Here is a 21,211-nt window from a genome sequence, read left to right as displayed (position 1 = left end):
TCCCTGCTTGCCGCGGGGGGGGCGGTGGGTCTGCGGTGCGCCGCCGCGGGTTTTCTGTATCTGCCGCCCCCCGGGAGCGGGGGGGGTGTTGCCGCCCGCCACCACCGCGTCGCCGGTGGGGCGGAACCGCGCGCCGGGCGTGGCCACGACCGCGTCGATCCGGGAACCGCTGTTGGTGTTGCGCATGCGCACCCTGGTGCGGTCGCCGCGCGGCCGGACCAGCCCGGACTGCACCGCGTACAGCCCCACCGCGGTGGCGCAGTTGCCGCAGTTGCTGCCCCATTCCACCTGTTCGACGCCGACGCCGACCTGCGCGAAGGTGTAGTCGATGTCCACTCCCGGCTCGTAGGAGTGGGCCACGATCGCGGCCTTCGACGTCGTCGAGGTCGCCCCGCCGACGCCGTCGATCTGGCTGTGGTCCCGCGCGCCGAACGCGGCGAGAAGCACGTCCTCGGTCGACGCGCCGCGCCCGTGGATGTCGGCCACGTCGAACAGCCAGCATTTGCTCGTTCCGCCGCGTACCAGGGTCGCCGATACGCCGATGGTTCCTTTTTCTGGGGAGAGCATGCGTAACACCGTCCACAATAGGAAAAGGGGAGGGTTCGTCGACCGCTGCGACATCGGAGCAGGTCACAAGCACAGGGTGGGAAAGGGAGAGTGGATGTCTCCCGATGTAGGTAACCGTATCGTAAAAGATCGACATGGTCAACGTAAGGTCCGCTGCGTAGGGCCGTTGTCAAGTAGCCGTTAATCGCGCGTGACCACGCCGGTAATAGGCGAATTTTCGCGAAACACTGGTGAGTTCCCGATTTGCCGTGTGACGGTGCCGACAGTGTTAAAAATGTGAAAATAACGGGATGCGTGCGGCGGAACGGTGTGTTATGGCGACACTTTCAGGTGATTTCCGCTTGGCTTTACCGAGGTTTTATCGGCCGGGGATGTTCAGCGCAGGACGGCGGCGGTCAGAGTTGCGGTGAGCCAGGTTTCGTAATCGTCGTGGGACCAGCCCGCTTCGCGGACGAGGCTGTCGTGGACGCCGTCGGTCATCAGCGCGACGGCGATGTCGCCGGCGCGGGGAACGAGGCGCCCGCCCGTTTCCCGGACGCGGCCGATGATCATCTCCACGCCGAGCCGGTTGCGGCGCGCGCCTTCCGCGCGTGTGGCCGCGATGTCGGGATCGACGGCCGCGCCCGAGTTCAGCATCGCGACGATGTCGCCGCAGCGCTCCTGGACCTGCCTGCTCGCCTTCGCCAGCAGGCGGAGCAGTTCGACGGGTTCGTCGAGCTCCGCGGACCGGGCCATCAGTTCGGGCAAGCCCGCTTCGTCGTCGAGGAGATCGACGAGCCCGGTGAGGACTCCGGCCTTGGACCCGTAATGCGCGTAGATGGTCTGCGGTACGACGCCGGCTTCCTGGGCGAGGCGGCGGATCGAGGTGCGGGCGTAGCCGTGTTCGGCGAAGAGCCCGCGTGCCGCGGTGAGGATCGCGCGCAGGGTCAGCGCCTCGCGCTGGTCCCGCAGCCGGACGATGCCGGGCAGGTCGGCTGGCATGTACACTCCAACTTAGAACATCGTTCTAACAACTGGACTATCATTCTAAGTTAGGATAGCGATGACTGCTGAGGAGATCATCACCGGGCTGGAGCGCGCGTGGAACGCCGGTGACGGTGCCGCGTGGGGCTCGTACTTCGCCGAGGACGCCGACTTCGTGGACGTCGTGGGGCGTGTGCAGCGCGGCAGGAAGGTGATCGCGGAGGAACACCAGAAGATCTTCGACACGATCTACCGGGGGAGCCGGCTCGAGATCCGGCAGATGGACGTCCGGCCGATCGGCGCGGACGCGCTGGTGCTGCACACGACGTCGAAGCTGCGGGTGCCCGGCGGGCCGAGGGAAGGGGAATGGGCGGCCATCCAGACGAAGATCGTCCGGGACGGCCGGATCGTCGCGTTCCACAACACGATGCTGGCCGACCTCGCGGAGTTCACGCACCGGGACGCGGAACTGGCGGCCCGCTCGCCGTTGGAGTGGAAGGAATAACCCGCCTCGCCGGTCGGTGGCGGGCTCGCCGGATCACGGCCAGCCCGCCGCTTCCGCCACGGCCTTGGCCACGTCGGCCACGGAACCGTCGGCGGTGACGACGAAATCCTCGACGCCGGCGCGGCGGAAGATCCCGTCGAGTTCCCGTGCGCGTTCGAGGTGCCACCGCAGTCCTGCCTCGTCCTCGGGTCCGTGCCTGCGGGCGAGCCTGCGGTCGATGACCGCCTCGGCCGCGGTCAGCCTGCACACCGCGGGTTCCACGCCGAGCGCCTCCGCGTACCGTCGCCGGTCTTCCCGGCTTTCGACCACTCCCGCCAGTACCAGGCGATGCGCGCCCGCGTCGCGGTAGTTGCGGGCCACGGACCTCAGGTTCCGCAGTTCCATGGCGAGATCGAACGGGTCGTCGGCGGGCGCGGGCCAGCGGCCGCGGAGCGCGTCGAGGTCGATGACGGCGTGGGGGATCGCCGCGGCGGCGAGCAGGTCTCCCACGGCCTCGGCGATCGTCGTCTTGCCGACCCCGACCGGACCGGTGACGAGCAGGGCGCCGGACGTGCCGTCGGTGATCACCGGCCGATGGTAGCCGTCGCGGGTCACGGACAGTCGCCTGTCGTCATCCGGTCGGGAAAGAAGCAGTCTCGAAGGAGTTTTGCGCACGCCGGGGAAATCACCCCTGAGCCAAGGGGAATAGGCCGATTCGGGAACGAAATCGCCGCTTCCGGATTTACCTGAGTGAACCGCGGTCGAGCTTCTTGTCGGGCCGCATGCCTGCCACTAGCGTTGGCCGAGGTAGGCACCGAACCCGGTGGTCAGGGCCGGAATTCCGGTCCGGCCGCGCAATTACCCGAGCCTGGAAAACCGCCTCAGCCAGTCGAATCCATATACGAAGGAAACCGCGGATGCTGCCTGTGTTCCGATCCACGGTGCCGGAAGCAGCCGTCCGTTCTGCCGACGTCACCGCCTGAGAAGGAGCCCGTCACCGATGACCTCCATCGACCAGCCCGTGCTGCGCACCCCCTATCAGCGGTCGGTCGCGGACTACTGGAACAACGAGAAGAACGCCGTCAACCTCCGGCTCGGCGACATCGACCACCTCTATCACCACCACTACGGCATCGGTGACTACGACGCCGCCGTGCTCGAGGCGCCGGCGGCGCAGCGCGACGAGGCCATCATCGCCGAAATGCACCGGCTGGAGACGGCCCAGGCCCAGGTCCTGCTCGACTACCTCGGCGACATCGCGCCCACCGACCGGCTGCTCGACGCCGGCTGTGGTCGCGGCGGGAGCAGCATCATGGCGAACCAGCGGTTCGGCTGCCAGGTCGACGGGGTGTCGATCTCCCAGCAGCAGGTCGATTTCGCCAACGCGGAGGCGGCGCGGCGCGGCGTCGCGGGCGAAGTGCGGTACCACCTGCGCAACATGCTGGACACCGGGTTCGACACGGGCGCGTTCAAGGGCATCTGGAACAACGAGAGCACGATGTACGTCGACCTGTTCGACCTGTTCGCCGAACACGCCCGCCAGCTCGCGCCGGGCGGCCGCTACGTCACCATCACCGGGTGCTACAACGACGTCACCGGCGGCCGGTCGCGGGCGGTGAGCCAGATCGACCAGCACTACATCTGCAACATCCACGCCAGGAGCCAGTATTTCAAGGCGCTCGCGGCCAACGGGTTCGTGCCGATCAGCGTCGTGGATCTGACCGCGGCGACGATTCCCTACTGGGAGCTGCGCGCGCGATCCTCGGTCACCACCGGGATCGAGGACGCGTTCCTCACCGCCTATCGGGAAGGCAGCTTCCACTACCTGCTCATCGCCGCGGACCGGGTCTGATCCCGGGGCGGGCGCCCGGCTGACGAGGAGAAGGGAACACGATGGTCGACACAGCCCCCGTGACAGGGCCGGGAGTGGTGGGTGCGCGTCCCGGCCGTCCGTCCATTCCGGACAGTCCGGTGAGTACCGGCGGCGCGGCCGGTGCGGCGGGGCCGTCGGTGTTCCGGACCGGGCCGACGGGACTCGGCACCGCGGCGGCCCGGCTCTTCACCACGGCAGGCGAGGCCGACGTGGCTCCGCCTGCCGTGGCTTCGCCGGCCCCGGTGAGCCCGCCGGATGTGATGGCGCACCTTCGGCTCTCCGGGCTGGGCACCACCGCGGCCGATCTCATGCCGGAAGGTACCCCCGCTCCCGGGCACGACCCGGCGTACGTCGAACGGCCGTGGGGCGACGGGACGGCGTCGCCGCTCTACTGCCCCGTGGTGGAGCGGTTCAACGACCCGCTGGCCGAGGAGGTCCAGCGGCGACTGGACGAATGGGCGGAGGACTGCGGGTACACCGGCGGCGGGCTGGAGCAGATCCGCCGCTCCCAGCTCGGGCGGCTGGTCATGCTCGCGCATTCGGGTTCCGAGGACCCGGACCTGCTGCTGATCGCGGCGCAGCTGAACGCGGCCTGGTGGGCCGCCGACGACTACTACGCCGACGACAGTTCCCTCGGCGCGACGCCGACGAGTCTCCCGCCACGCCTGGCGATGGCGATGGCGGCCATGGACCCGGTGGCCCCGGCCGGGGAATTCTCCGCTCCGCTCGATGAGGCGTTGCGGTCGGACCCGATCCTGGTCTCGCTGCGTTCCGGCATCGACCACCTGCTCCGGCACGGTTCGCCCGTGCAGGCCCAGCGTGTCTGCTACTCGACGTTCGCGATGTTCGTCGGTTGGTGTGCGTACGCCGCGTGGCGCCACACGGCCGAATACCCGGAGGCGTGGAAGTACCTGGCGACCCGGCAGCACGACAGTTTCTACACGTCCATGACCCTGGTGGACGTCGTGGACGGGTACGAACTGCCCGCGCACTTCTACTACGACCCCCGGGTCCGCCGGATGATGATGCAGGCGGGTACCGCGTCGGTGATGGTGAACGACCTGTTCTCGGTCGCCAAGGACGCCGCGGACGAGAACCCGGTCTGCAACATGGTCCTGCAGATCGCGGAGGACCGGAAGTGCTCGATCGAGGAGGCGACGGAGGTGACCGTCGACCTGCACAACCGGTTCGTCCACGATTTCGAGGACGGCCATCGGGAGCTGATGGTCGTGCCGTCCCCGGAGCTGCACCGGTTCCTCAAGGGAGTGCGGGCGTGGATGGGCGGCGGCGTCGAGTGGCACGCCACCAACCCGCGATACCAGTCCTGACGGATCGAATGGGGTGCCGGGGGCGGCACGCGGCGGGTTGTTGTCCTTTGTGGACTTTGGGGCGGTGAAGGGGTCCTTCGGTGCGGTGAGCGCTGTGAAGGACCCCTTCACTACCTTTGGTGTGACCTGTGCGTCGCCTGTTGGGATTTCTGATCGGGGAGAGTCGCGCGTAAGTCATCATGTTGGTTGCGGGATGCGCTGGGGATCGTGTCCGGTCTTGTGGCGCGGGCGCCATGCGTCGGTTGCCTCGCTGCCGGTGGCATAGTGGCAGGTCTCTCGGGTCAGCCTCGCGCGGTGGTTCGGACTGATACGTCAGCAGATGCGCCGTCGGCGCAAGCGAGGCTCGGTCGCCACCGGGCGCGCCACGGGCGGCTTGACAACGTGACGACGCACCACGCCGGACGTCGTCACGTTGTCGCAAATGCGCACCGCCACGCCAACACGATGAAGGCCCATGATCTTGTCCGGGGCCTCCGTCGGAGACAACCTCGCTCCGGCCTGCGCTCGTGGTCGAAATTTCCCTGCGCCGCAACGGCTTCGGCGGAGGATTGCCCGACCGCAACCGCTCGATCTCCGCGCGGCCCGATCAGTTCGCCATTCGACTAACAGAGTTCCCTCATTCGCTGTGACATCGCAAAACCCTTACATAGCAAGGAAAATTGCGTCCTACGGGTTCACTCGATCAATAGCACACATGTTCGATCTGGTGGAGTAGAGTGGTGTTGTGGCCGCCGAGGGCAGCACCCAGGCATCGCGCACCGAGTGGTGGCGCGAGGATGTCGGCTGCCTGCTGGAGCGGCTTCTGGAGTCCGAGTGTGTGCAGCGTCGTGAGGCCGCTGTCCAGGGCGAGGTCATGGCCGAGCTGGAACGGCGCGGGATACGCGACACCACCGGATACGGCAGCCTCGTGCGGCTGTTGCAGGAGACGCTGAACATCCCGTACGCCGAGGCGAAAGCTCGCGCGGCGCGAGCGTTGGCGTTGAACGGCACCCGCGATCTCACCAGCGGCGAGCAGCCGCCGCAGGCTCCGGCGACCGCGCAGGCCGCCGCCGAGGGTGCGGTCGGCGCAGCGCAGATCGATGAGATCCTGCGGGCGCTGGACAAGCTTCCCAAGACCGTGTCGATGGAGGATCGGGAGCAGGCGGAGAAAATCCTCGCCGAACTCGCCCGCGCCGCCGGACCCCGAGAAATCCGCGCCGCCGGACGACGCCTGATCTCCCAGCTCGACCCCGACGGGAAAGAGCCGAAAACCCGGGAACCGAAACCGTTCCAGCCCGAGTTCTCGATCGCTCCGCATCGCGATGGCGGGCATCAGATCAAGGCACGCGTCGACGACGAAACCTCCGCGCGACTGCAAGCGATGCTGGATCCACTCGCGAAGCCACGGCCCGCCACCGAGGAAGAGGCCCGCGACACACGGACCCAGTGGGAGCGGCGGGGTTGCGCGTTCTCCGAGCTGGTGCGGATGTGGGCCGAACATCCCGATCTGCCGACGCAAGCCGGGGAAGCCACCCACATCGTCGTGACAGTCAGCCTGGAAGAGCTGCGATCCGGGGTCGGGCAAGCCACCCTCGACCTGCTCGGGGAGATCACCGCGTCCGAGGCGCGGCGGCTGGCCTGCGACGCCAAGGTCATTCCGATGGTGCTGGGCTCGCACGGCGAACCCCTCGACGTCGGCCGGGCACAACGGCTGGCCACCCCGGCCATCCGACGGGCGCTGATCCGCCGTGACGGTGGGTGCGCCTTCCCGGGCTGCGATGCTCCTGCTTATCGTTGTACGGCGCATCATGTGGTGTTTTGGGCACATCATGGTGAGACCAAAGTGGACAATCTCGTGCTCGTATGTTCTGTTCACCACAAGCTCATCCACAGCTCCGAATGGGAAGTCCGCATCGCCAGCGACGGACTACCCGAGTTCGTGCCGCCCGCCTGGCTGGACGCGACCCGCACACCCCGACGCAATACCATCCACCTACGAACGTGAGCCGCCTTGAGTCAAGCACTCAAGCCTATCCCGTGGTCGGTTTCCGGCGTTGTTGATCAGTAGGTTTCGGCTCCCGGCCAGCGGTCACCGAAGGTGATGGCGAAGGCGTTGCGGCCTGCCCGGTCGGTGATACGCGAAATCGTCGCCTTCGACACCCGGTTGTCATTCCCTTCGCGTACAACGACAGGGCAGGCACTCACAGTGCCCATCCCGTCGGGCCGGAACACCGATTTTCCGCAGGTGGTGTGGCCATCACCGTCGAGGGAGAGTTGGTCGAAGTCGGCCACGACTGGCCGTCTCGGTTCCCGCGGTTCCTGGAGGACGACGAGTTTGGCACACAACTGATGTCGGAACTGTTGTACCGGGACTATCCCGCCGCCAGGCAGGCGCGACCCGAGGAAATGGTCGGTATCCGGCGGGATTCCGTCGTGTGCGTCTGCTGCGTTACTCCGGCAGGTGAGCTGGTCGTGGTGGATGGTTACGACTCGGAGTACACGACGTTCGAACACCGGCTGAAGGACCGTATCCGCACCGCGTCACGCTGAGTGATCGGTCGTGCTACCTCTCGTTGGCGACGCCGAATGGTACGTGCACGCAGGGCACAATCAGGCAGGCCGGATCAAAGTGCCTGCTTTGATCGTCGAAAAATATGTGGGGCTTCAATATGCCCAGCACCGATACCTTCTCTATTCCCCCTAGGAAGAAAGCATTGTCGACGGTCACTCCCCATGACTTGAGGCTCAAAACTGCGCGCTCATGTGATGGTGCGCTACGTGCTGTCACTATCGATACGCGTACGCGAAGTTTGTAACTTTCGTCCGATGCTCGACGTGCTTCCTCGAGTTGCTGAATCCTGTTGACGTTGAGCAAGAAACCATGTAGAGGCCCGGCAGAGTGTGGCTCCATCAGGTTGGCGGATTCATGTGAGTGAAACTCCTCCAGAGTGCTGCTCTGCATGATGCGCTCGGATTTGTTGTCGGCTAGTACTCCGTCGAAGTCGAAGGCGACGCGGAGTTCTTCGGCCTCGTCGTCGACGAAGGAGCCGTTGAGTACGCGCCCCGCCGGCAGCCCGCACGCGATCGCTTCGCGAACGTCACGTTCGTTGGCAGACAAGAAGAGGGACATGTTGAGTGCCCTCATGAACCGGTAGGGAGATTCGCCTCGTGTGAAGATCGCCCTGGTGATCGACAGGTTGTGGTCGGCTATTGACCTCATGACGCGCAGTCCGGTATCCGGTGCATTGCGTGATAGGATGATCACTTCCACAAGTGGGTCGTTCTGCTCGCTGAAATCGTTAAGCGAGAGAAGGCGCTTGATGAACGGAAAAGCCACGCCCCTGTCGAGGGGGTCGTCAAGTCAGTCTTCTTGATACCTGCGATATGCTTCTTCTCCTTCTGCGTGAAGTACCGCATCGGATTCGCTGAGGTCGAATAATGCGCTTGAGGCGATGCCGACAACGAGTCGGCCGTCGAGTTTGTAAGGCATTGGCGCTGTCCGGTTCTTCCTTGTGACGGGTGATCTACGACGTCGGTAAGATCCATGTCGGCGTTGCGGCCGATGGTCAATTGTCACATCTTTGGTGTCCAAACCGTAATGGGAAGGTTGTGTTTACCGTGGGCACGGTGTTCCCAGGCGGGCTGAGACGACCTCGTCCAGAGTGAACGCTCTGTCGTGATGTCCGAATTCCGCCAGTGTCCGCTCCCGCGCGCACGCAGACTGGTGGAAGGAAAGAGAAGCGACACACGAAGGGAGTCGTCGGCCATGACCGTCTACACGACGACGGACAGTCCGCTCGGGGAGCTGTTGCTGGTGGGGGAGGAGTCCGGCACCGCGCCGGGTGGGGTCGCCATCGCGTCGCTGTCCATGCCGGAGCAGAAGAACGCGCCCGCGGTGCGGCCGGAGTGGCGGCGCGACGACGACGCGTTCGCCGAGGCGATTCGGCAGATCAGGGCGTTCTTCGACGGGGAGCTGACGGAGTTCGAGCTCGAGTTCACCACCACCGGGTCCGGGTTCCAGCAGCGGGTCTGGCAGGAGGTGGCGGCCATTCCGTTCGGTGCCACCACGACGTACGGCGAACTCGCCGAGCGCCTCGGCCTGCCGCGCGAGCGGGTGCGGGCGGTGGGGGCAGCGGTCGGGGCGAACCCGGTGCTGCTGATGCGGCCCTGTCATCGCGTGATCGGCGCGGACGGCGGCATGCGGGGGTACGCCGCTGGTGTCGAGCGCAAGGTTCGGCTGCTCGCCCACGAGGGCGTCGCGCTGGCCGTCTGAAACACCGAAGATTCCGGAGAACATCGATGCGTACCAACACTGACACGATCGCCCGGCGAGTCGACAAGGCCGACTGGGGGCGGCTGGCCGGGGAGCTGGACGAGTACGGGTGCGCGCTCACCCCGCGGCTGCTCACGCCCGCCGAATGCGCGGACATCGCGGGGCTCTACGAGCGAGCCGAACTGTTTCGGACGACCGTCGACATGGCCCGTCATCGGTTCGGTTCGGGCGAGTACCGGTACTTCACCCATGAGCTGCCCGAGCCGATCGCCGCACTGCGTGCCGCGCTCTACCCTCGGTTGCTGCCGATCGCGCGGGACTGGGCCGAGCGGCTCGGCAGGCCCGCGCCGTGGCCGGACAGTCTCGAAGAGTGGGTGGCCGACTGCCACCGGGCGGGGCAGGACCGTTCCGCGCAGATCCTGTTGCGGTACGCCGAAGGCGACTGGAACGCGCTGCACCGCGACGTGTTCGGCGACATGCTGTTCCCGCTCCAGGTTGTGATCGGGCTCGACGAGTACGGCACCGACTACACCGGCGGGGAGTTCCTGCTCGTCGAACAGCGGCCGCGCGCCCAGTCCCGGGGCACCACCACCGCGCTCCAGCAGGGCCACGGTCTGGTGTTCACCACCCGCGACCGGCCGGTGGCCACGAAACGCGGCTGGTCGGCGGGCGTCATGCGGCACGGTGTCAGCGTCGTCCGGTCCGGGCGCCGCCGTGCGCTCGGCCTCGTCTTCCACGACGCCGCTTGATCCGGTGTACGAGCTGATCGGGCCGGACGGGCGGGGCTACCGCAGCGCGGTGCCCGGCACTCTCGGCGGCCACCGCCGCGGACGGCTGTACGGGCGGCTCGACTGCCCGTCGGCCCTGCGCGCGCTGGCCCGCGGCCACTACGCCGCGAACCGGGTCTTCTTCCCGGACGAGGCCACCGCGATCGCGGCGGGCTACCGGCCGTGCGCCGTCTGTCTCCCCGAACAGTACGCCCACTGGAAGGCGAACCGGAAAACCTTATGACACAGGGAAACCGCTCACCCCTGATCCCCGCCGCGGACGTGGCCGAGTACGGCGGCGTGCCGTCGCCCGCTCCGCACACCGACGCCGAACTCGCCGCGCTCGCCGGATTGCTGACGCGGCCCCGGCCGAGGATCGAGACCGTGACGATCGGGCACAGCCGAGACGACGTCTCGCGCTCGACGGCCGCTGCGTTCGCGGCCACTTGGCGGGCACGGGGCGGGACGGTTCTCGCGATGGCCGAGTGGCCGGAAGCCGCGGCCTCGTGGCTGCGGCCCGCGCGGCGGCTCACCGCGGAACTCCCGGACGCGTGGGTGTTCGCCGCCGCGCCACTCGGCTTCGCCCAGCTCGTCCGGCGGCTGCGGCACAGCACGGGCTGGGACCCGGCTCGGAGCTTCGCTTTCGCTTCCCTGCGGGATTCGCGGGTTCCGGCACTCGCCGGAGGCGACGTTCTGCACGGCCTGCGGGGTGCGAGCGCGGACGGTGGGACGTGGGAGGTGCGGCACCGCTGGGTCGTGAGTTATCCGCCGGTGTCGTCGCGCCGCGCCACCACGCGGTAGGCGTTGGACCAGCCGCGTTTCCGGCCGAACGGCGCGCTGATCCGGTCGAGCACCGCGGCCAGCACGAACACCGGGACGCACGCCACGAACGCGGCCTTGCGCAGGATCCGCCGGAGCCCGCCGGGCGGGGCGGGACGCCAGGCGAGGTCCTCGCCGCCGATCGTCAGCGCGTTGACCGCCATCACCGACGCGGCCAGGACATCGATCGCGGCGTGGGGTTCGCCGCGTTGTTCGGTGACCACGGTGAAGCCCCGCGCGGCCAGTTCGGCGCGCAGGTTGCCGATCGGGATCAGGTTGAGGTGCTGGGGCTGCAGCCAGGGCAGCCACCAGCGGCCGAGCACCTTCGCCCACCGGCATTCCGGGTCCGGCAGTTCGATCGCCAGCAGCCCGCCCGGCCGCAGCGCCGTGCGCGCCGCCGTCAGCTCGCGCTTCGGATCCGGGGTGTGTTCGAGGTAGTGGTACATGCTGACCACGTCGTACCGGCCACCGAGCTCGCCCGCCAAGTCCACGAAGGCGCCGCGGTGGGCGGTGCGAACCCAGCCCTTCCGCTGCGCCAGCTCGACGCCGTCGCTGAGGTCGAGACCGTCGAACTTGGTGCCGGGCAACAGTTCCCCGGCCTCCCGGCAGAAGTGACCGTGCCCCATGCCGACGTCGAGCCACTCCCCGGGCTCGCCGAAGCCGCGGACCAGCTCGGCCCGCGAGCGGTAGCCCGCCCGGTTGCCCTCGAACATCCCGCTCATGGACTTCTCGCCGAGCCCGTCGTAGCAGTCCCGGTAGTAGAACTCGAGCCCGGCCGGGGTGAGCCGGGGATTCTGGAAGGTGTGCCCGCAGTCGCGGCAGCCGTCGAGCACGAACCGCCCGGGCTTGTGCTGCAGCAGATCGGTCGTGCGCAGCCGGGTCCGCAGCGCCGCCGAGCCGCACCAGGGGCAGGCGGTGCGCCGGGGTTCGAAGAACCGGTCGACGCCGTCGGCCAGATCGGCGAGATAGCCGGGACGGCACGCGGCGACCTGGCCCGCCGGGGAGTCGTTCTCGATCATGGGCGCGGATGGTAACGCTTTCCGCGCCGTGCGTCACCGTGTGGCGGCAGGTGGTGGTGAACCGGATGGTCGTCGCGTCCGTATAGGAGGTGAGGTGCGGGTTCAGAGGTGGAGGACGTCATGATCGGATGGGTGTTGCGGATCGTCGTCGCGGTCGCGCTGCTCGGCTCGGCCGGGGTGCACTACTTCCTGTGGACACAGGGGTACCCGGGTGTCATCGGCCCGCTGTTCCTGCTGAACGCGGTCGGCGGGCTGGTGCTGGCGATCGCGGTGCTGGCGTGGCGGCACTGGCTGCCCGCGCTCGGCGCGTTCGGGTTCGGGGCGCTGACGCTCGGTTCGTACGTGCTCGCGGCGACCGTGGGATTCCTCGGGCAGCACGACCAGTTCAACAGCCAGCCCGAATATTGGGGCGTCATCACCGAGGCCGTCTGCATCATCGGGGGCGTCGCGCTGATGGCGAGGGGGCGCGAAGCCCGCTGAGCGATCGTCCCGGCGAGTGGCACAGTGGTCGCTTGTGGACGATGTCAAGCTGATCAGTTCCCTCCGTGCCACCAGGTTCTTCCGCGACGAGCCGGTGGCGCGCGCGGACCTCGAGGCGATGGTCGAGGTGGCGCGGTGGACGGGTTCCGCGCGGAACCGCCAGCCGTGGTGCTTCGTGGCGGTGAGCGACCGGCGCACGCGTGAGCGGCTGTCCCGGCTGGGTCAGTACGCGGGACTGCTCGCGGCCGCGCCCGCCGTGCTGCTTCTGCTGTCCGACGCCGAGGCGGGCGCGGACACCGAGTTCGATCTCGGCCGGGTCTGTCAGTCGCTGCTGCTCGCCGCGCACAGCCGGTCGCTGGGGACCTGCCCGGTCACGCTCTACCCGGAGGCGAACGCGGTGGAGGCCGCGCGGCTGGTCGGCCGTCCGGCGCCGTGGCGGGCGGGGCACGCGATCGCGCTCGGACGTCCCGCCGCGGCGCCCTCGGGCCGGTCGGCGATCCCGTCCGGCCGCAAGCCGGTCGCCGAACTGCTCACCTACTTCGAGCCGTCCGCTCGGTGACGCCGATCGGCAGCGTGGCGGCCATGCCCCAGGCGTGCCTGCCGTCGAGGCGTTCCATACCGAGCCCCCATTCGCCCGCCAGCCGGGCCAGTTCGCGTGCCGCGTGCTCCAGCGCCGGGGAACCGGTGGCCGCGATGCGCACCGCAGCGTCGGTCCTGGCCACGGCCGCGCCCGCCGGACGGTACGCGGTGACCGCGACAGTGACGGCGGCCTGCGGCACGGCGGCGAGCAGCCAGCGCACCATCTGCGGGGCGACCGCCGGGGACAGCTCCGCCCAGCCGTCGAGCCGGAACGTCGCCTGGGTGATCGGGCCGCTGTGCCATCCCCGCCACTCCTCGCGGACCTGGCCCCGGCCGGCGGTGACATGGGCGAGGGAGGCCAGCGTGCCCAGCACCTCGTGTTCGGCCAGCGCACGCGCGGGCAGGCCGCCCCGGCGAAGCTGGCGCTGTACCCGCCGGAGGGCGTTCCGGAGCGCGCGCCGGACATCGGTGTCGTGGTGCACGTCGACCGTGCGTACGGCCTGCAGCGTCACCCACACCCGGGGCGGGCGGTCCCTGCTGATCCCGGCGTGGTGTACCACCTGCGCGGCGATCGCCTGCGCCTGTTCGTGCGGCGGGGGGAGCAGCGACTCGGGGGCGGGCATCGCCTTCGTCAGATCCCGCACGGCCGATTTCGGTTGCAGCACCGCGGTTATCCCGGCGGCGCGGCTGAGCAGGAACGCGCCGTCCTCGTCGGTGCTCCCGGCGGCCTCCGGCGAGATCAGGTGCAGCAGCGCCCGGCCCGCCTCGCTCTCGCTCCGCAGATCGCGGACCCGTTCGCGCAGTAGGTAGCCCGAGCCCACCGCGAGCCAGGCGTAGAGCCAGCGACCGTGGAACCGCACGGCGGTCAGCGTCACGACCACCGCGGCCACGACGACGACCGCGGCGAGCACGGGCCACGGCCTGCCCACCGCCAGTACGAGCGCGACCAGCACCAGCTGCCAGCAGACGAGCTGGCCGACCCCGATCCCGCCCGTCCTGCTCGCGACGCGACGGTCGCCGGACTTCGGCGGCGCGGACGCTTTCCGCGGCCCGGCAGGGGGAGGCGAGGGGGCCGCGATCGGTGTCGCGACGCGTGCCTGTGGTTGCCGTGCGGCGGACAACGCGGCGCGCGCGGCTTCCCGCGCCGCGGCCCGCGAGGCCGACTCCGCGACGGAGATCGTGCCGTACGCGGTGCCGGGCTGGACGGACATGGCCTGGGGCCGCGGGGGTGCGGGCGCGCCGCCCCGCCGGTCTGGCCTGGCCGCGCCAAGTTCGGTCGCCGCGCCGCGATCAGTCACTGTGCCGCCTCCTCGTCCGGTCACCGCCAGCGTCCACGGCGGACATGAGGTTTCGATGACAGCGTTCGACGGCTGGGGCGTTTCATCAAAATTTCATGGTCGGTCATTAGCGTCAGCCGCTATGGACCGTTCCCGGGGCGTGACCGTGAACGCCACGGAGCCGAAAGCCGCCGCCCGCCGCGGGTTCAGCGCCGTGGTGCGTACTCGCCTGGCCATCGCCCTGCTGGTCACCGCGTGCCTGGTGCTGATCGGCGTGGCCGTCTCCGGCCGGGCGCCGATGCCGGCCGGGCTGCAGTTCGTCCAGGTCGGACACTGGGTGTACAGCAGCGAACTGCAGTCCGCGCTGCACATCGACGGCGGGACCAGCCAGGTGGACGCGCGCGCGAGCGTGCCGGGGGCCGAGCAGGGCAGCCAGGTCGCGCAGGGGGAGCGGTCCGGCTACGTGGTCGAACGGTCACGGATCACGATGTTCGACAAGTCGACGTTGAGCGTCGAGAACGCCGCCACGCCACCCGCCACCGAGACACCGGCGGTGCTGGAGGCCGTGGGCGGCCCGTACCTGGTTTACCGCAACGCCGGCCAGATCGTCCGGCTCGGCGACCCGACGGCGACCGTCCCGGCGGGCGGGCCATTGTCCCCGCCGGTCGTGACCTCCGCCGGAACTCTGTGGGTGCACCGGATCGACAACGGCTCGGTGTGCGAGCTGCCACGGGGCGCGACCCGGCTGGCCTGCCCCGCGCAGCTGCCGCCGGGGCACGGCGGGCTGCTCGCGCTCGTCGACGACCAGCCGGTGCTGCTCGACATCACGGCGGACACGCTGAGCGTGATCGGCAAGGACGGGCTCGGCGAACCGGTCGGCATCGGCGTCAAGCTGCCTCCCTCGGCCCAGGTGGCGAACACCTCCGTCGACGGGCGGCTGGCCGTCGCCGATCCCGAGCGCAACCAGCTGCACCTGATCGACACCGCCGGGCTGGCCGGCAAGCGCCCGGCCAGCAAACCGGTTTCGGTCGAACTGCCCAAGGACGGCCGGTTCGCCGGGCCGGTCGCCACGACACACGTCGTCGCCATGGTCGACGAGACCCGCAACGAGGTCCGGACCTACGACAGCACCGGCTCACTGAAGAGCACGAAGAAGGTGCCCGGCAAGGGTGACCGCGCGCGGCTGGCCCACGGCGAGGACAACCGGATCTACGTCGACAGCGCGGACGGCTCGCACGTACTGGTCGTCAACGGGGACAACGGATCGGTCGTCGAGGTGGCCGTCGACGAACAGGCCAGGAACCAGACCACGAGCGCCGCGCCGCCCGCGTCACAACCGGCGGACAACCCGCAGCCTCCGGCACAGCCACCGGCCTCGCCGCCGCCGTCGAGGCAGTCCGCGCCGCCGGTCGCGGCCGCGACGCCGCCGGGCGCGCCGAGGAACGTCAGTGCCTCCGCGGGGAACGGCGCCGCCACCGTTTCGTGGGGCGCCGCGCCCGAAAACGGCGCGCGGATCACCGCCTATCACCTGTCCTGGCCGGGCGGGTCGACGACGGTCGGCGGATCGGCGCGCAGCGCGACGGTGAACGGGCTGACCGCGGGGACGTCCTACACGATCACCGTGGTCGCGGAGAACTCGGCGGGCCGAGGGGCGGGTGCGGGCGCCAGGGTGCTGATCCAGGGACCCCCGGCCGGGGCGCCGAGTGTCACCGTGAACGCGAAGCTCGGCGGCCAGGTCTCGGCGAGCTGGTCCCAGCCCGACCTGCACGGCGCGACGTTGCTGCATTACGTCGTCAGCGCGACGGGACAGGGCGACCGCCAGGTGTCCGGCACGTCCGCCGACTTCTCCGGGATGTCCGGCGCGGTCACCGTCACGGTCCGCGCGGTCACCCAGTACGGCTCGGGCCCGGCGCTCACCGGGAGTGCGGGCAGCAAGACGGCCACCGTCCCGACGGAACCACCGACGATCAAGATCACCCGCGTGCGCACCATGTCCAACCTCGACCTGGTCGTGACGGTCAGCGCCGACGGGAAGGGCTCGCCCGCGACGTGCCAGGCGACCGTGTTCGGCAAGGCCTCGTCGAGTTCCGTCGCCTGCAGTGGCAGCACGCAGCTCACCATCCCGAACGTCCAGTGGTTCGGGGGCGCGACGGTCAAGGCCACCATCACGACCGCGGCGGGGACCCGCGAGGACAACTGGCAGGGCACGCCCGAGGTGGGTGGAGGTGGCGGAGCGCCCGGCTCGTCCGGTGGCTTCCTGTTCTGGATCGGGCCGGTCGCGCTGGTGGGACTGCGGCACGGCAAAGGAAAAACCAAGGTGGAAAAGGAAAAGGGCCTGTTGTGACACCTACTCCGAGGGCGGCCTACGAGCTGATCGCGGAAAACGTCCAGACGGTGGTGCGGGGTAAGCCGGAGCTCGTCCGGCTCGCCGTGGCGGCGTTGTTCGCCGAGGGGCACCTGCTGATCGAGGACGTGCCCGGTGTCGGGAAGACGACCATGGCCCGGTGCGTCGCGGCCAGCATCGGCGGCCGGTGGAGCCGGATCCAGTTCACCCCGGACCTGCTGCCCGGCGACATCACCGGCGTGATGGTGTACCACCAGAACGCCGAACGGTTCCAGTTCCACCCCGGCGGGATCTTCGCCAACGTGGTGCTCGCCGACGAGATCAACCGGGGCACGCCGAAAACGCAGTCGGCGCTGCTGGAGGTGATGGCCGAGCGGCGGGTGACCGTCGACGCGGTCAGCCAGGACGTGCCGCGGCCGTTCTTCGTGGTGGCGACGCAGAACCCGATCGAACTGGAGGGCACCTACCGGCTGCCCGAGGCCCAGCTGGACCGCTTCCTGATGCGGCTGTCGGTCGGCTATCCGGACCACGACGCCGAAATGCGGGTCGTGATGGGGGACTGCGCCGGGGTGACCCCGGACGAACTGCGGCCGGTGATCGACCTCGGCGCCGTGCAGCAGGTGATCACCGAGGTGCGGAAATCCCATCTGGCGCCGGAAATCGTGTCCTACGCGGTCCGGCTGGCTGCGGCGAGCCGCCAGCATCCCGCCGTCCGGTACGGCGCGAGCCCGCGCGGGAGTATCGCGCTGATCCGCGCGGCGCAGGCGCTGGCTGCCACCCACGGCCGCGACTTCGTCACGCCCGACGACGTCAAGGACGTGACGCATCCGGTGCTCGGGCACCGGCTCGTGCTCACCCCGGACGCGGAGCTGAACCAGCGGCAGACCAGCGAGGTCGTGGACGAACTGCTGGCCGACACGCCCGCCCCGGCGGCCGCGGCAGGGAGGTAGCGGTGCGGCTCACCCGCCGCGGCGTCTTCGTGCTCGCCGCGGCGGCAGTCTGTTACGCCGCCGGCGAGCTGGCCGGGTACCCGCTTTTCCGGGCACTGGCGGGGATCGCGCTGGGCGCGGTGCTCGTCGCGGTGGCCGTCGCCCGCTTCCGGCCGAAGGTCGAGGTGGACCGGACGGTGCACCCGGACCGGATCGAACGGGGCAAGCCCGCGCTGGCCTCGCTGACCGTGCGCAACGCCGGCACGCGCAGGCACGGGGGTTTCGCCGCGGGCGACCGGATCGGCACCGAGACGCACGGGGTGCGGGTGCGTCCGCTCGCGCCCGGCGCCGAAGCCACGTACCACTACGAACTCCCGACGTCGAAACGAGGACGGCTCGAGGTCGGGCCGCTCGTGCTGAACCGGCCGGACCTGTTCGACCTCGCCCGCGGCGAGCGGACCGTGGGCGGCACCGCGCGGCTGTGGGTGTATCCGCGACGGCACGCGGTGCGCCCGGCGCAGGCCGGGCACCCGCGGCATCACCACGACGGCCCGATCACCGACCCGCCGCTGCGCGGTTCGGCGGATCTGCAGGTGGTCCGGCAGTACGTGGTCGGCGACGAGGTGCGGCTCCTGCACTGGAAGGCGACCGCCCGCACCGGCCAGCTCATGGTGCGCGAGTACGCCGATCCGGCGCAGCTGCGGTGCACCGTCCTGCTCGACACCCGGCCCGCCGCGATGACCCCGGCCGTGTTCGAGGAGGCCGTCGAGGTGGCGGCCTCGGTGTTGTTCGCGTCGGCGTCGGCGGGGCAGCACTGCCGGTTGATCACCACGACCGGCACCGACACCCCGGTGGACAGCGGACTGCGGGTGGCAAGGGCGGTGCTGGACGAGCTTTGCCTGGTCACCCAGGACGCCGCCGACGACGCGCCCTTGCTGGCCGCACCGCTGGCGGCCGGGCGGCGGCCCGGCGGTGTCGTCCTCGTGCTCACCGGCATGGAAGCCGACCTCGGCCCGGCCCGCCGCTGGCGCCCGGACACGGTGATCCGGCTCGGCGCCCGGCAGCGCGGCGTGTCCGCGGGAGCCGGGACCATCGTCGCCGCGGACGCGGCCGACGCGGCTGCGCAGTGGAACTCGCTGTTGGCGGGTACGGCATGAGCGACGCTTGCGAGCGAATCATGGATATCATGCGCCAAAAGGGATTCAACACTGTCTCGCGGAGCGAGGCGATCGCATGAACGACAGGTTGGACCGGCTCGCGGTCGCCGGAGTGCTCGGCGCGACCGCGGTGGCCGGGCTGCTGTTCACGCCGGTGTTCGGCCTGCCGTCGCTGCTCCTCCCGGTCCTCGTGGTGGTCGCCGTCGGGTACGTCTGTGTCGAAGTCTGCGCGCGCTGGCCGAAACTGACGCCGTACCGGCCGCTTTTCGTTGTGCTGGGCGGACTTCTCGGGCTGATCGAGTCGGTGCTGTTCCCGACCACGCTCGCGGGCCTGCCCACCGGCGAGACGCTGAACGTCCTGGTGCGCGGGTTCACCGAGGGCTGGCTGCTGACGTTGCAGTCGACCTGGCCCGCCCGCCCGGTCCCCGAGCAGCTGCTGTTCGTCCCGCTGGCCGTGCTGCTCGCGGTGGTGCTCGGCCTGGAGTTGGTGCTACGGCTGCGAAAACCGCTCCTCGCCCTGCTGCCGAGTCTGCTCGTCGCAGCGCTTTCCCAGGCGTACCAGGCATTGACCGGCTTCACCGCGCTGGCGGCCGCGGTGGCGTACGCGGTCATGGCGGCCTTGATGTTGTGGGCGGAGCGCCCCGGTGCGGCCCGCCGGTCACGGGGCGGGCCACGACCGGCGCGGCGGCTGTCCGCGGCGGGCACCTGGCTCGCACTGTCCACTGTGGTCGCACTCGTGGCCGGGGCGGCGGCACTGGGCCAGCTCGACCCGGCGGGCCGGAATCCGTACCGTTTCAGCGACGCCCAGGTGGCTCCGCTTTCACAGAACCGGCTCGGCAATCCGCTGGACGAGGTCGGCGAGCGCAGTGCCAGCCCCGGCCAGGAAGTGTTCCGCTACCGCAGTGACGCACCCGTCGACCGCTGGCGCCTGATCGTGCTCGACGGCTTCGACGGGTCCAACTGGTCGGCCGACGCGAAGCTGCGTCGGCTCGGTCTCCGCTTGGAGAGCGCGTCGGGCGGAGCCGCCCGGACCGCCGATGTCCGGGTGCGCGCGCTGCCGGGACCGTGGTTGCCCAGCCAGCCGTCGCTGACCGGGGTGGACGGGCTCGCGCCGCTGGTGGACCAGTCCGCGGGCACGCTCCTGCTGGACCCGCCCGCGGCACCGGGGCAGGAGCGGCGTTACCGGTTGTCGTGGTCATCGCCGGAGGTCGACGCCGCCAAGCTCGGGCTGGCGGAGGTCGACGCGCGCGCCGAGGGCGGGCTCGGCGGCCTCGGCCAGGTGCCCGCCGACATCGGCCGGGTGGCCAAAGACGCGGTGCACGGACTGCGCCCGACGTTCCAGTCGGCGTTGCAGCTCGAACGGTTCCTCAGCGCGAACTACCAGGTGGCGGTCGGAAACGATCTGCCGACCGGGCACGGCTGGCCCCAGCTGCGGCGGTTCCTGCTGGAGAGCAAGCGCGGCACGAGCGAGCAGTTCGCCGCCGCGTACGTGGTTTTGGCGCGGATGAACGGTATCCCGGCGCGACTGGTGGTCGGGTTCGGCGGTTCGTCCGAAGTGGACGGTGCCGACCGGGTCGTGCGCAACCGCGACGTGCTGGCGTGGCCCGAGGTCGCGGTCGCCGGGGTGGGCTGGGTGCCGCTGGACCCGACGGCCGCGGCGGCCAGGGCCGGACGGGAGCAGTCCGGTCTCGCCAAGGCGACCGCGCTGGCGCGGCAGCAACTGCCGCCCGAGCAGTCGTTGCGACCACCGCAGTTGCCACCGGGGCACCAGGAGTCCGAAGTGGACAGTTCGACTGGGCCGAGTGTGAGCCAGTGGGGGATCGTGGCGGCGATCGCGGTCGGCGCACTGCTTGTCTGCTGGCTGTGGGGAGTGCCGCTGGCGAAGACCGTCCGCGGCCGTCGCCGTCGCCGCCTTTCCGGGTCGGCGGGCGTCATCGGCGCGTGGGCGGAGGCCCGCGACCGGCTGCGCGCGTACGGCGTGCCCTACCGCGTCGGCATGACACCACGGGATCTCGCCGATCTGGCGGACGCGGTGGCGGGGGACCGGACCCGCGACCCCATCACGCGGCTGGGCAAGGTGCTGGACATGGCGCTGTGGTCCGGAGTCCCGGCGTCCGAGGGCGCCGTCCGGCGGGCCTGGCACGAGGTGGGCGAGGTGCGCAAGGGCCTGGCCGGGCAGCCGCTGCGGGCCCGGCTGCGCGCGGCGCTGGACCCGCGGACGCTGCTGCCGCCGTCGCCTCCCAAGCGGGCCAAGGGACGGTAGCTGAAGGGGACTTTCGTCGCAGGGGGGGGGGGGGCACGGCCCGGAGACGCAGCGGGGGGCGGGGGCCGCGCCGGGCGGGCGGGGGGCGGGGGTGTTTTCGGGCCGCCGCG

Annotated in this window: 21 protein-coding genes and 1 pseudogene; 15 read left to right on the top strand and 7 right to left on the bottom strand. The window is 70.1% G+C overall.

Annotation, left to right across the window (positions count from 1 at the left end; genetic code table 11):
- Nucleotides 1-567: PrpF domain-containing protein (locus tag ACFWY9_RS08880; RefSeq protein WP_378338568.1), on the bottom strand; the 567-nt coding region annotated here is incomplete at its 3' end.
- Between the two features lie 375 nt (nt 568-942).
- Nucleotides 943-1,548, bottom strand: coding sequence for a TetR/AcrR family transcriptional regulator (locus tag ACFWY9_RS08875; protein ID WP_378338567.1), 606 nt, complete (start codon nt 1,546-1,548; stop codon nt 943-945).
- A 61-nt stretch (nt 1,549-1,609) separates the two neighbouring features.
- Between ACFWY9_RS08875 and ACFWY9_RS08870 the strand changes: the two genes are divergently transcribed.
- Nucleotides 1,610-2,035 (top strand): SgcJ/EcaC family oxidoreductase, encoded by a 426-nt coding sequence (locus tag ACFWY9_RS08870; RefSeq protein WP_378338566.1) that lies wholly within the window; start codon nt 1,610-1,612, stop codon nt 2,033-2,035.
- Between the two features lie 33 nt (nt 2,036-2,068).
- Here ACFWY9_RS08870 and ACFWY9_RS08865 read toward each other — a convergent pair whose 3' ends face one another.
- On the bottom strand, nt 2,069-2,602 hold the full coding sequence (locus tag ACFWY9_RS08865) for an AAA family ATPase (RefSeq protein WP_378325473.1): 534 nt from the start codon (nt 2,600-2,602) through the stop codon (nt 2,069-2,071).
- Between the two features lie 412 nt (nt 2,603-3,014).
- Between ACFWY9_RS08865 and ACFWY9_RS08860 the strand changes: the two genes are divergently transcribed.
- From ACFWY9_RS08860 to ACFWY9_RS08850, 3 genes are all read left to right on the top strand, one after another.
- Entirely contained in the window at nt 3,015-3,866 is an 852-nt protein-coding gene (locus tag ACFWY9_RS08860) for a geranyl diphosphate 2-C-methyltransferase (RefSeq protein WP_378325474.1), read from the top strand.
- Between the two features lie 41 nt (nt 3,867-3,907).
- Nucleotides 3,908-5,215, top strand: a complete 1,308-nt coding sequence (locus tag ACFWY9_RS08855; protein WP_378338565.1) for a family 2 encapsulin nanocompartment cargo protein terpene cyclase — start codon at nt 3,908-3,910, stop codon at nt 5,213-5,215.
- Between the two features lie 724 nt (nt 5,216-5,939).
- Nucleotides 5,940-7,199 carry a DUF222 domain-containing protein gene (locus ACFWY9_RS08850; protein ID WP_378338564.1) on the top strand — a complete coding sequence of 420 codons (1,260 nt, stop codon included), beginning with the start codon at nt 5,940-5,942 and terminating at the stop codon, nt 7,197-7,199.
- Nucleotides 7,200-7,255: 56 nt separating this feature from the next.
- On the opposite strand, the gene ACFWY9_RS08845 is transcribed toward ACFWY9_RS08850, so the two are convergent.
- Nucleotides 7,256-7,486 (bottom strand): hypothetical protein, encoded by a 231-nt coding sequence (locus ACFWY9_RS08845; RefSeq protein WP_378338563.1) that lies wholly within the window; start codon nt 7,484-7,486, stop codon nt 7,256-7,258.
- Between the two features lie 57 nt (nt 7,487-7,543).
- Here ACFWY9_RS08845 and ACFWY9_RS08840 point away from each other — a divergent pair, with 57 nt between their 5' ends.
- A complete protein-coding gene (locus tag ACFWY9_RS08840) occupies nt 7,544-7,744 on the top strand; it encodes a hypothetical protein (protein ID WP_378338562.1) in 201 nt (66 codons plus the stop codon).
- 13 nt (nt 7,745-7,757) lie between these two features.
- Here ACFWY9_RS08840 and ACFWY9_RS08835 read toward each other — a convergent pair.
- Nucleotides 7,758-8,684, bottom strand: a pseudogene (locus ACFWY9_RS08835) (5'-nucleotidase).
- A 276-nt stretch (nt 8,685-8,960) separates the two neighbouring features.
- Between ACFWY9_RS08835 and ACFWY9_RS08830 the strand changes: the two are divergent.
- From ACFWY9_RS08830 to ACFWY9_RS08815, 4 genes are read left to right on the top strand one after another with little or no spacing between them, the layout of a single operon-like run.
- A complete protein-coding gene (locus ACFWY9_RS08830) occupies nt 8,961-9,467 on the top strand; it encodes a methylated-DNA--[protein]-cysteine S-methyltransferase (protein ID WP_378325478.1) in 507 nt (168 codons plus the stop codon).
- 26 nt (nt 9,468-9,493) lie between these two features.
- Nucleotides 9,494-10,216, top strand: a complete 723-nt coding sequence (locus ACFWY9_RS08825) for a 2OG-Fe(II) oxygenase (protein WP_378338561.1) — start codon at nt 9,494-9,496, stop codon at nt 10,214-10,216.
- A 4-nt stretch (nt 10,217-10,220) separates the two neighbouring features.
- Nucleotides 10,221-10,478 (top strand): Ada metal-binding domain-containing protein, encoded by a 258-nt coding sequence (locus ACFWY9_RS08820; protein ID WP_378338560.1) that lies wholly within the window; start codon nt 10,221-10,223, stop codon nt 10,476-10,478.
- On the top strand, nt 10,475-11,035 hold the full coding sequence (locus ACFWY9_RS08815; RefSeq protein ID WP_378338559.1) for a hypothetical protein: 561 nt from the start codon (nt 10,475-10,477) through the stop codon (nt 11,033-11,035). The genes ACFWY9_RS08820 and ACFWY9_RS08815 overlap by 4 nt, the downstream gene beginning before the upstream one ends.
- On the opposite strand, the gene ACFWY9_RS08810 is transcribed toward ACFWY9_RS08815, so the two are convergent.
- Complete coding sequence (locus ACFWY9_RS08810) at nt 10,996-12,072, bottom strand: class I SAM-dependent methyltransferase (RefSeq protein ID WP_378338558.1); 1,077 nt, start codon at nt 12,070-12,072, stop codon at nt 10,996-10,998. The genes ACFWY9_RS08815 and ACFWY9_RS08810 overlap by 40 nt on opposite strands.
- A 120-nt stretch (nt 12,073-12,192) precedes the next feature.
- On the opposite strand from ACFWY9_RS08810, the gene ACFWY9_RS08805 reads away from it, so the two are divergent.
- Complete coding sequence (locus ACFWY9_RS08805) at nt 12,193-12,552, top strand: hypothetical protein (RefSeq protein ID WP_378338557.1); 360 nt, start codon at nt 12,193-12,195, stop codon at nt 12,550-12,552.
- A gap of 34 nt (nt 12,553-12,586) precedes the next feature.
- Complete coding sequence (locus tag ACFWY9_RS08800) at nt 12,587-13,111, top strand: nitroreductase family protein (protein WP_378338556.1); 525 nt, start codon at nt 12,587-12,589, stop codon at nt 13,109-13,111.
- On the opposite strand, the gene ACFWY9_RS08795 is transcribed toward ACFWY9_RS08800, so the two are convergent.
- Nucleotides 13,083-14,429: a type VII secretion protein EccE gene (locus ACFWY9_RS08795; protein WP_378338555.1), complete on the bottom strand. Its 1,347-nt coding sequence runs from the start codon at nt 14,427-14,429 to the stop codon at nt 13,083-13,085. The genes ACFWY9_RS08800 and ACFWY9_RS08795 overlap by 29 nt on opposite strands.
- Before the next feature lie 121 nt (nt 14,430-14,550).
- On the opposite strand from ACFWY9_RS08795, the gene ACFWY9_RS08790 reads away from it, so the two are divergent.
- From ACFWY9_RS08790 to ACFWY9_RS08775, 4 genes are all read left to right on the top strand, one after another.
- Nucleotides 14,551-16,752 (top strand): fibronectin type III domain-containing protein, encoded by a 2,202-nt coding sequence (locus ACFWY9_RS08790; protein WP_378338554.1) that lies wholly within the window; start codon nt 14,551-14,553, stop codon nt 16,750-16,752.
- The gene (locus tag ACFWY9_RS08785) at nt 16,749-17,702 is read left to right on the top strand and encodes an AAA family ATPase (RefSeq protein WP_378325488.1); all 954 of its coding nucleotides are present in this window, start codon (nt 16,749-16,751) and stop codon (nt 17,700-17,702) included. The genes ACFWY9_RS08790 and ACFWY9_RS08785 overlap by 4 nt, the downstream gene beginning before the upstream one ends.
- A gap of 2 nt (nt 17,703-17,704) precedes the next feature.
- Nucleotides 17,705-18,838, top strand: coding sequence for a DUF58 domain-containing protein (locus ACFWY9_RS08780; protein ID WP_378325490.1), 1,134 nt, complete (start codon nt 17,705-17,707; stop codon nt 18,836-18,838).
- 76 nt (nt 18,839-18,914) lie between these two features.
- Nucleotides 18,915-21,101: a DUF3488 and DUF4129 domain-containing transglutaminase family protein gene (locus ACFWY9_RS08775; RefSeq protein ID WP_378325491.1), complete on the top strand. Its 2,187-nt coding sequence runs from the start codon at nt 18,915-18,917 to the stop codon at nt 21,099-21,101.
- The last annotated feature ends 110 nt before the right edge of the window (nt 21,102-21,211 follow it).

This window comes from Amycolatopsis sp. NPDC059027 (assembly GCF_042739735.1).
Taxonomy (GTDB): Bacteria; Actinomycetota; Actinomycetes; order Mycobacteriales; family Pseudonocardiaceae; genus Amycolatopsis.
Note: the sequence above shows the minus strand (reverse complement) of the source record. Positions and strands in the feature narration are given on the sequence as shown.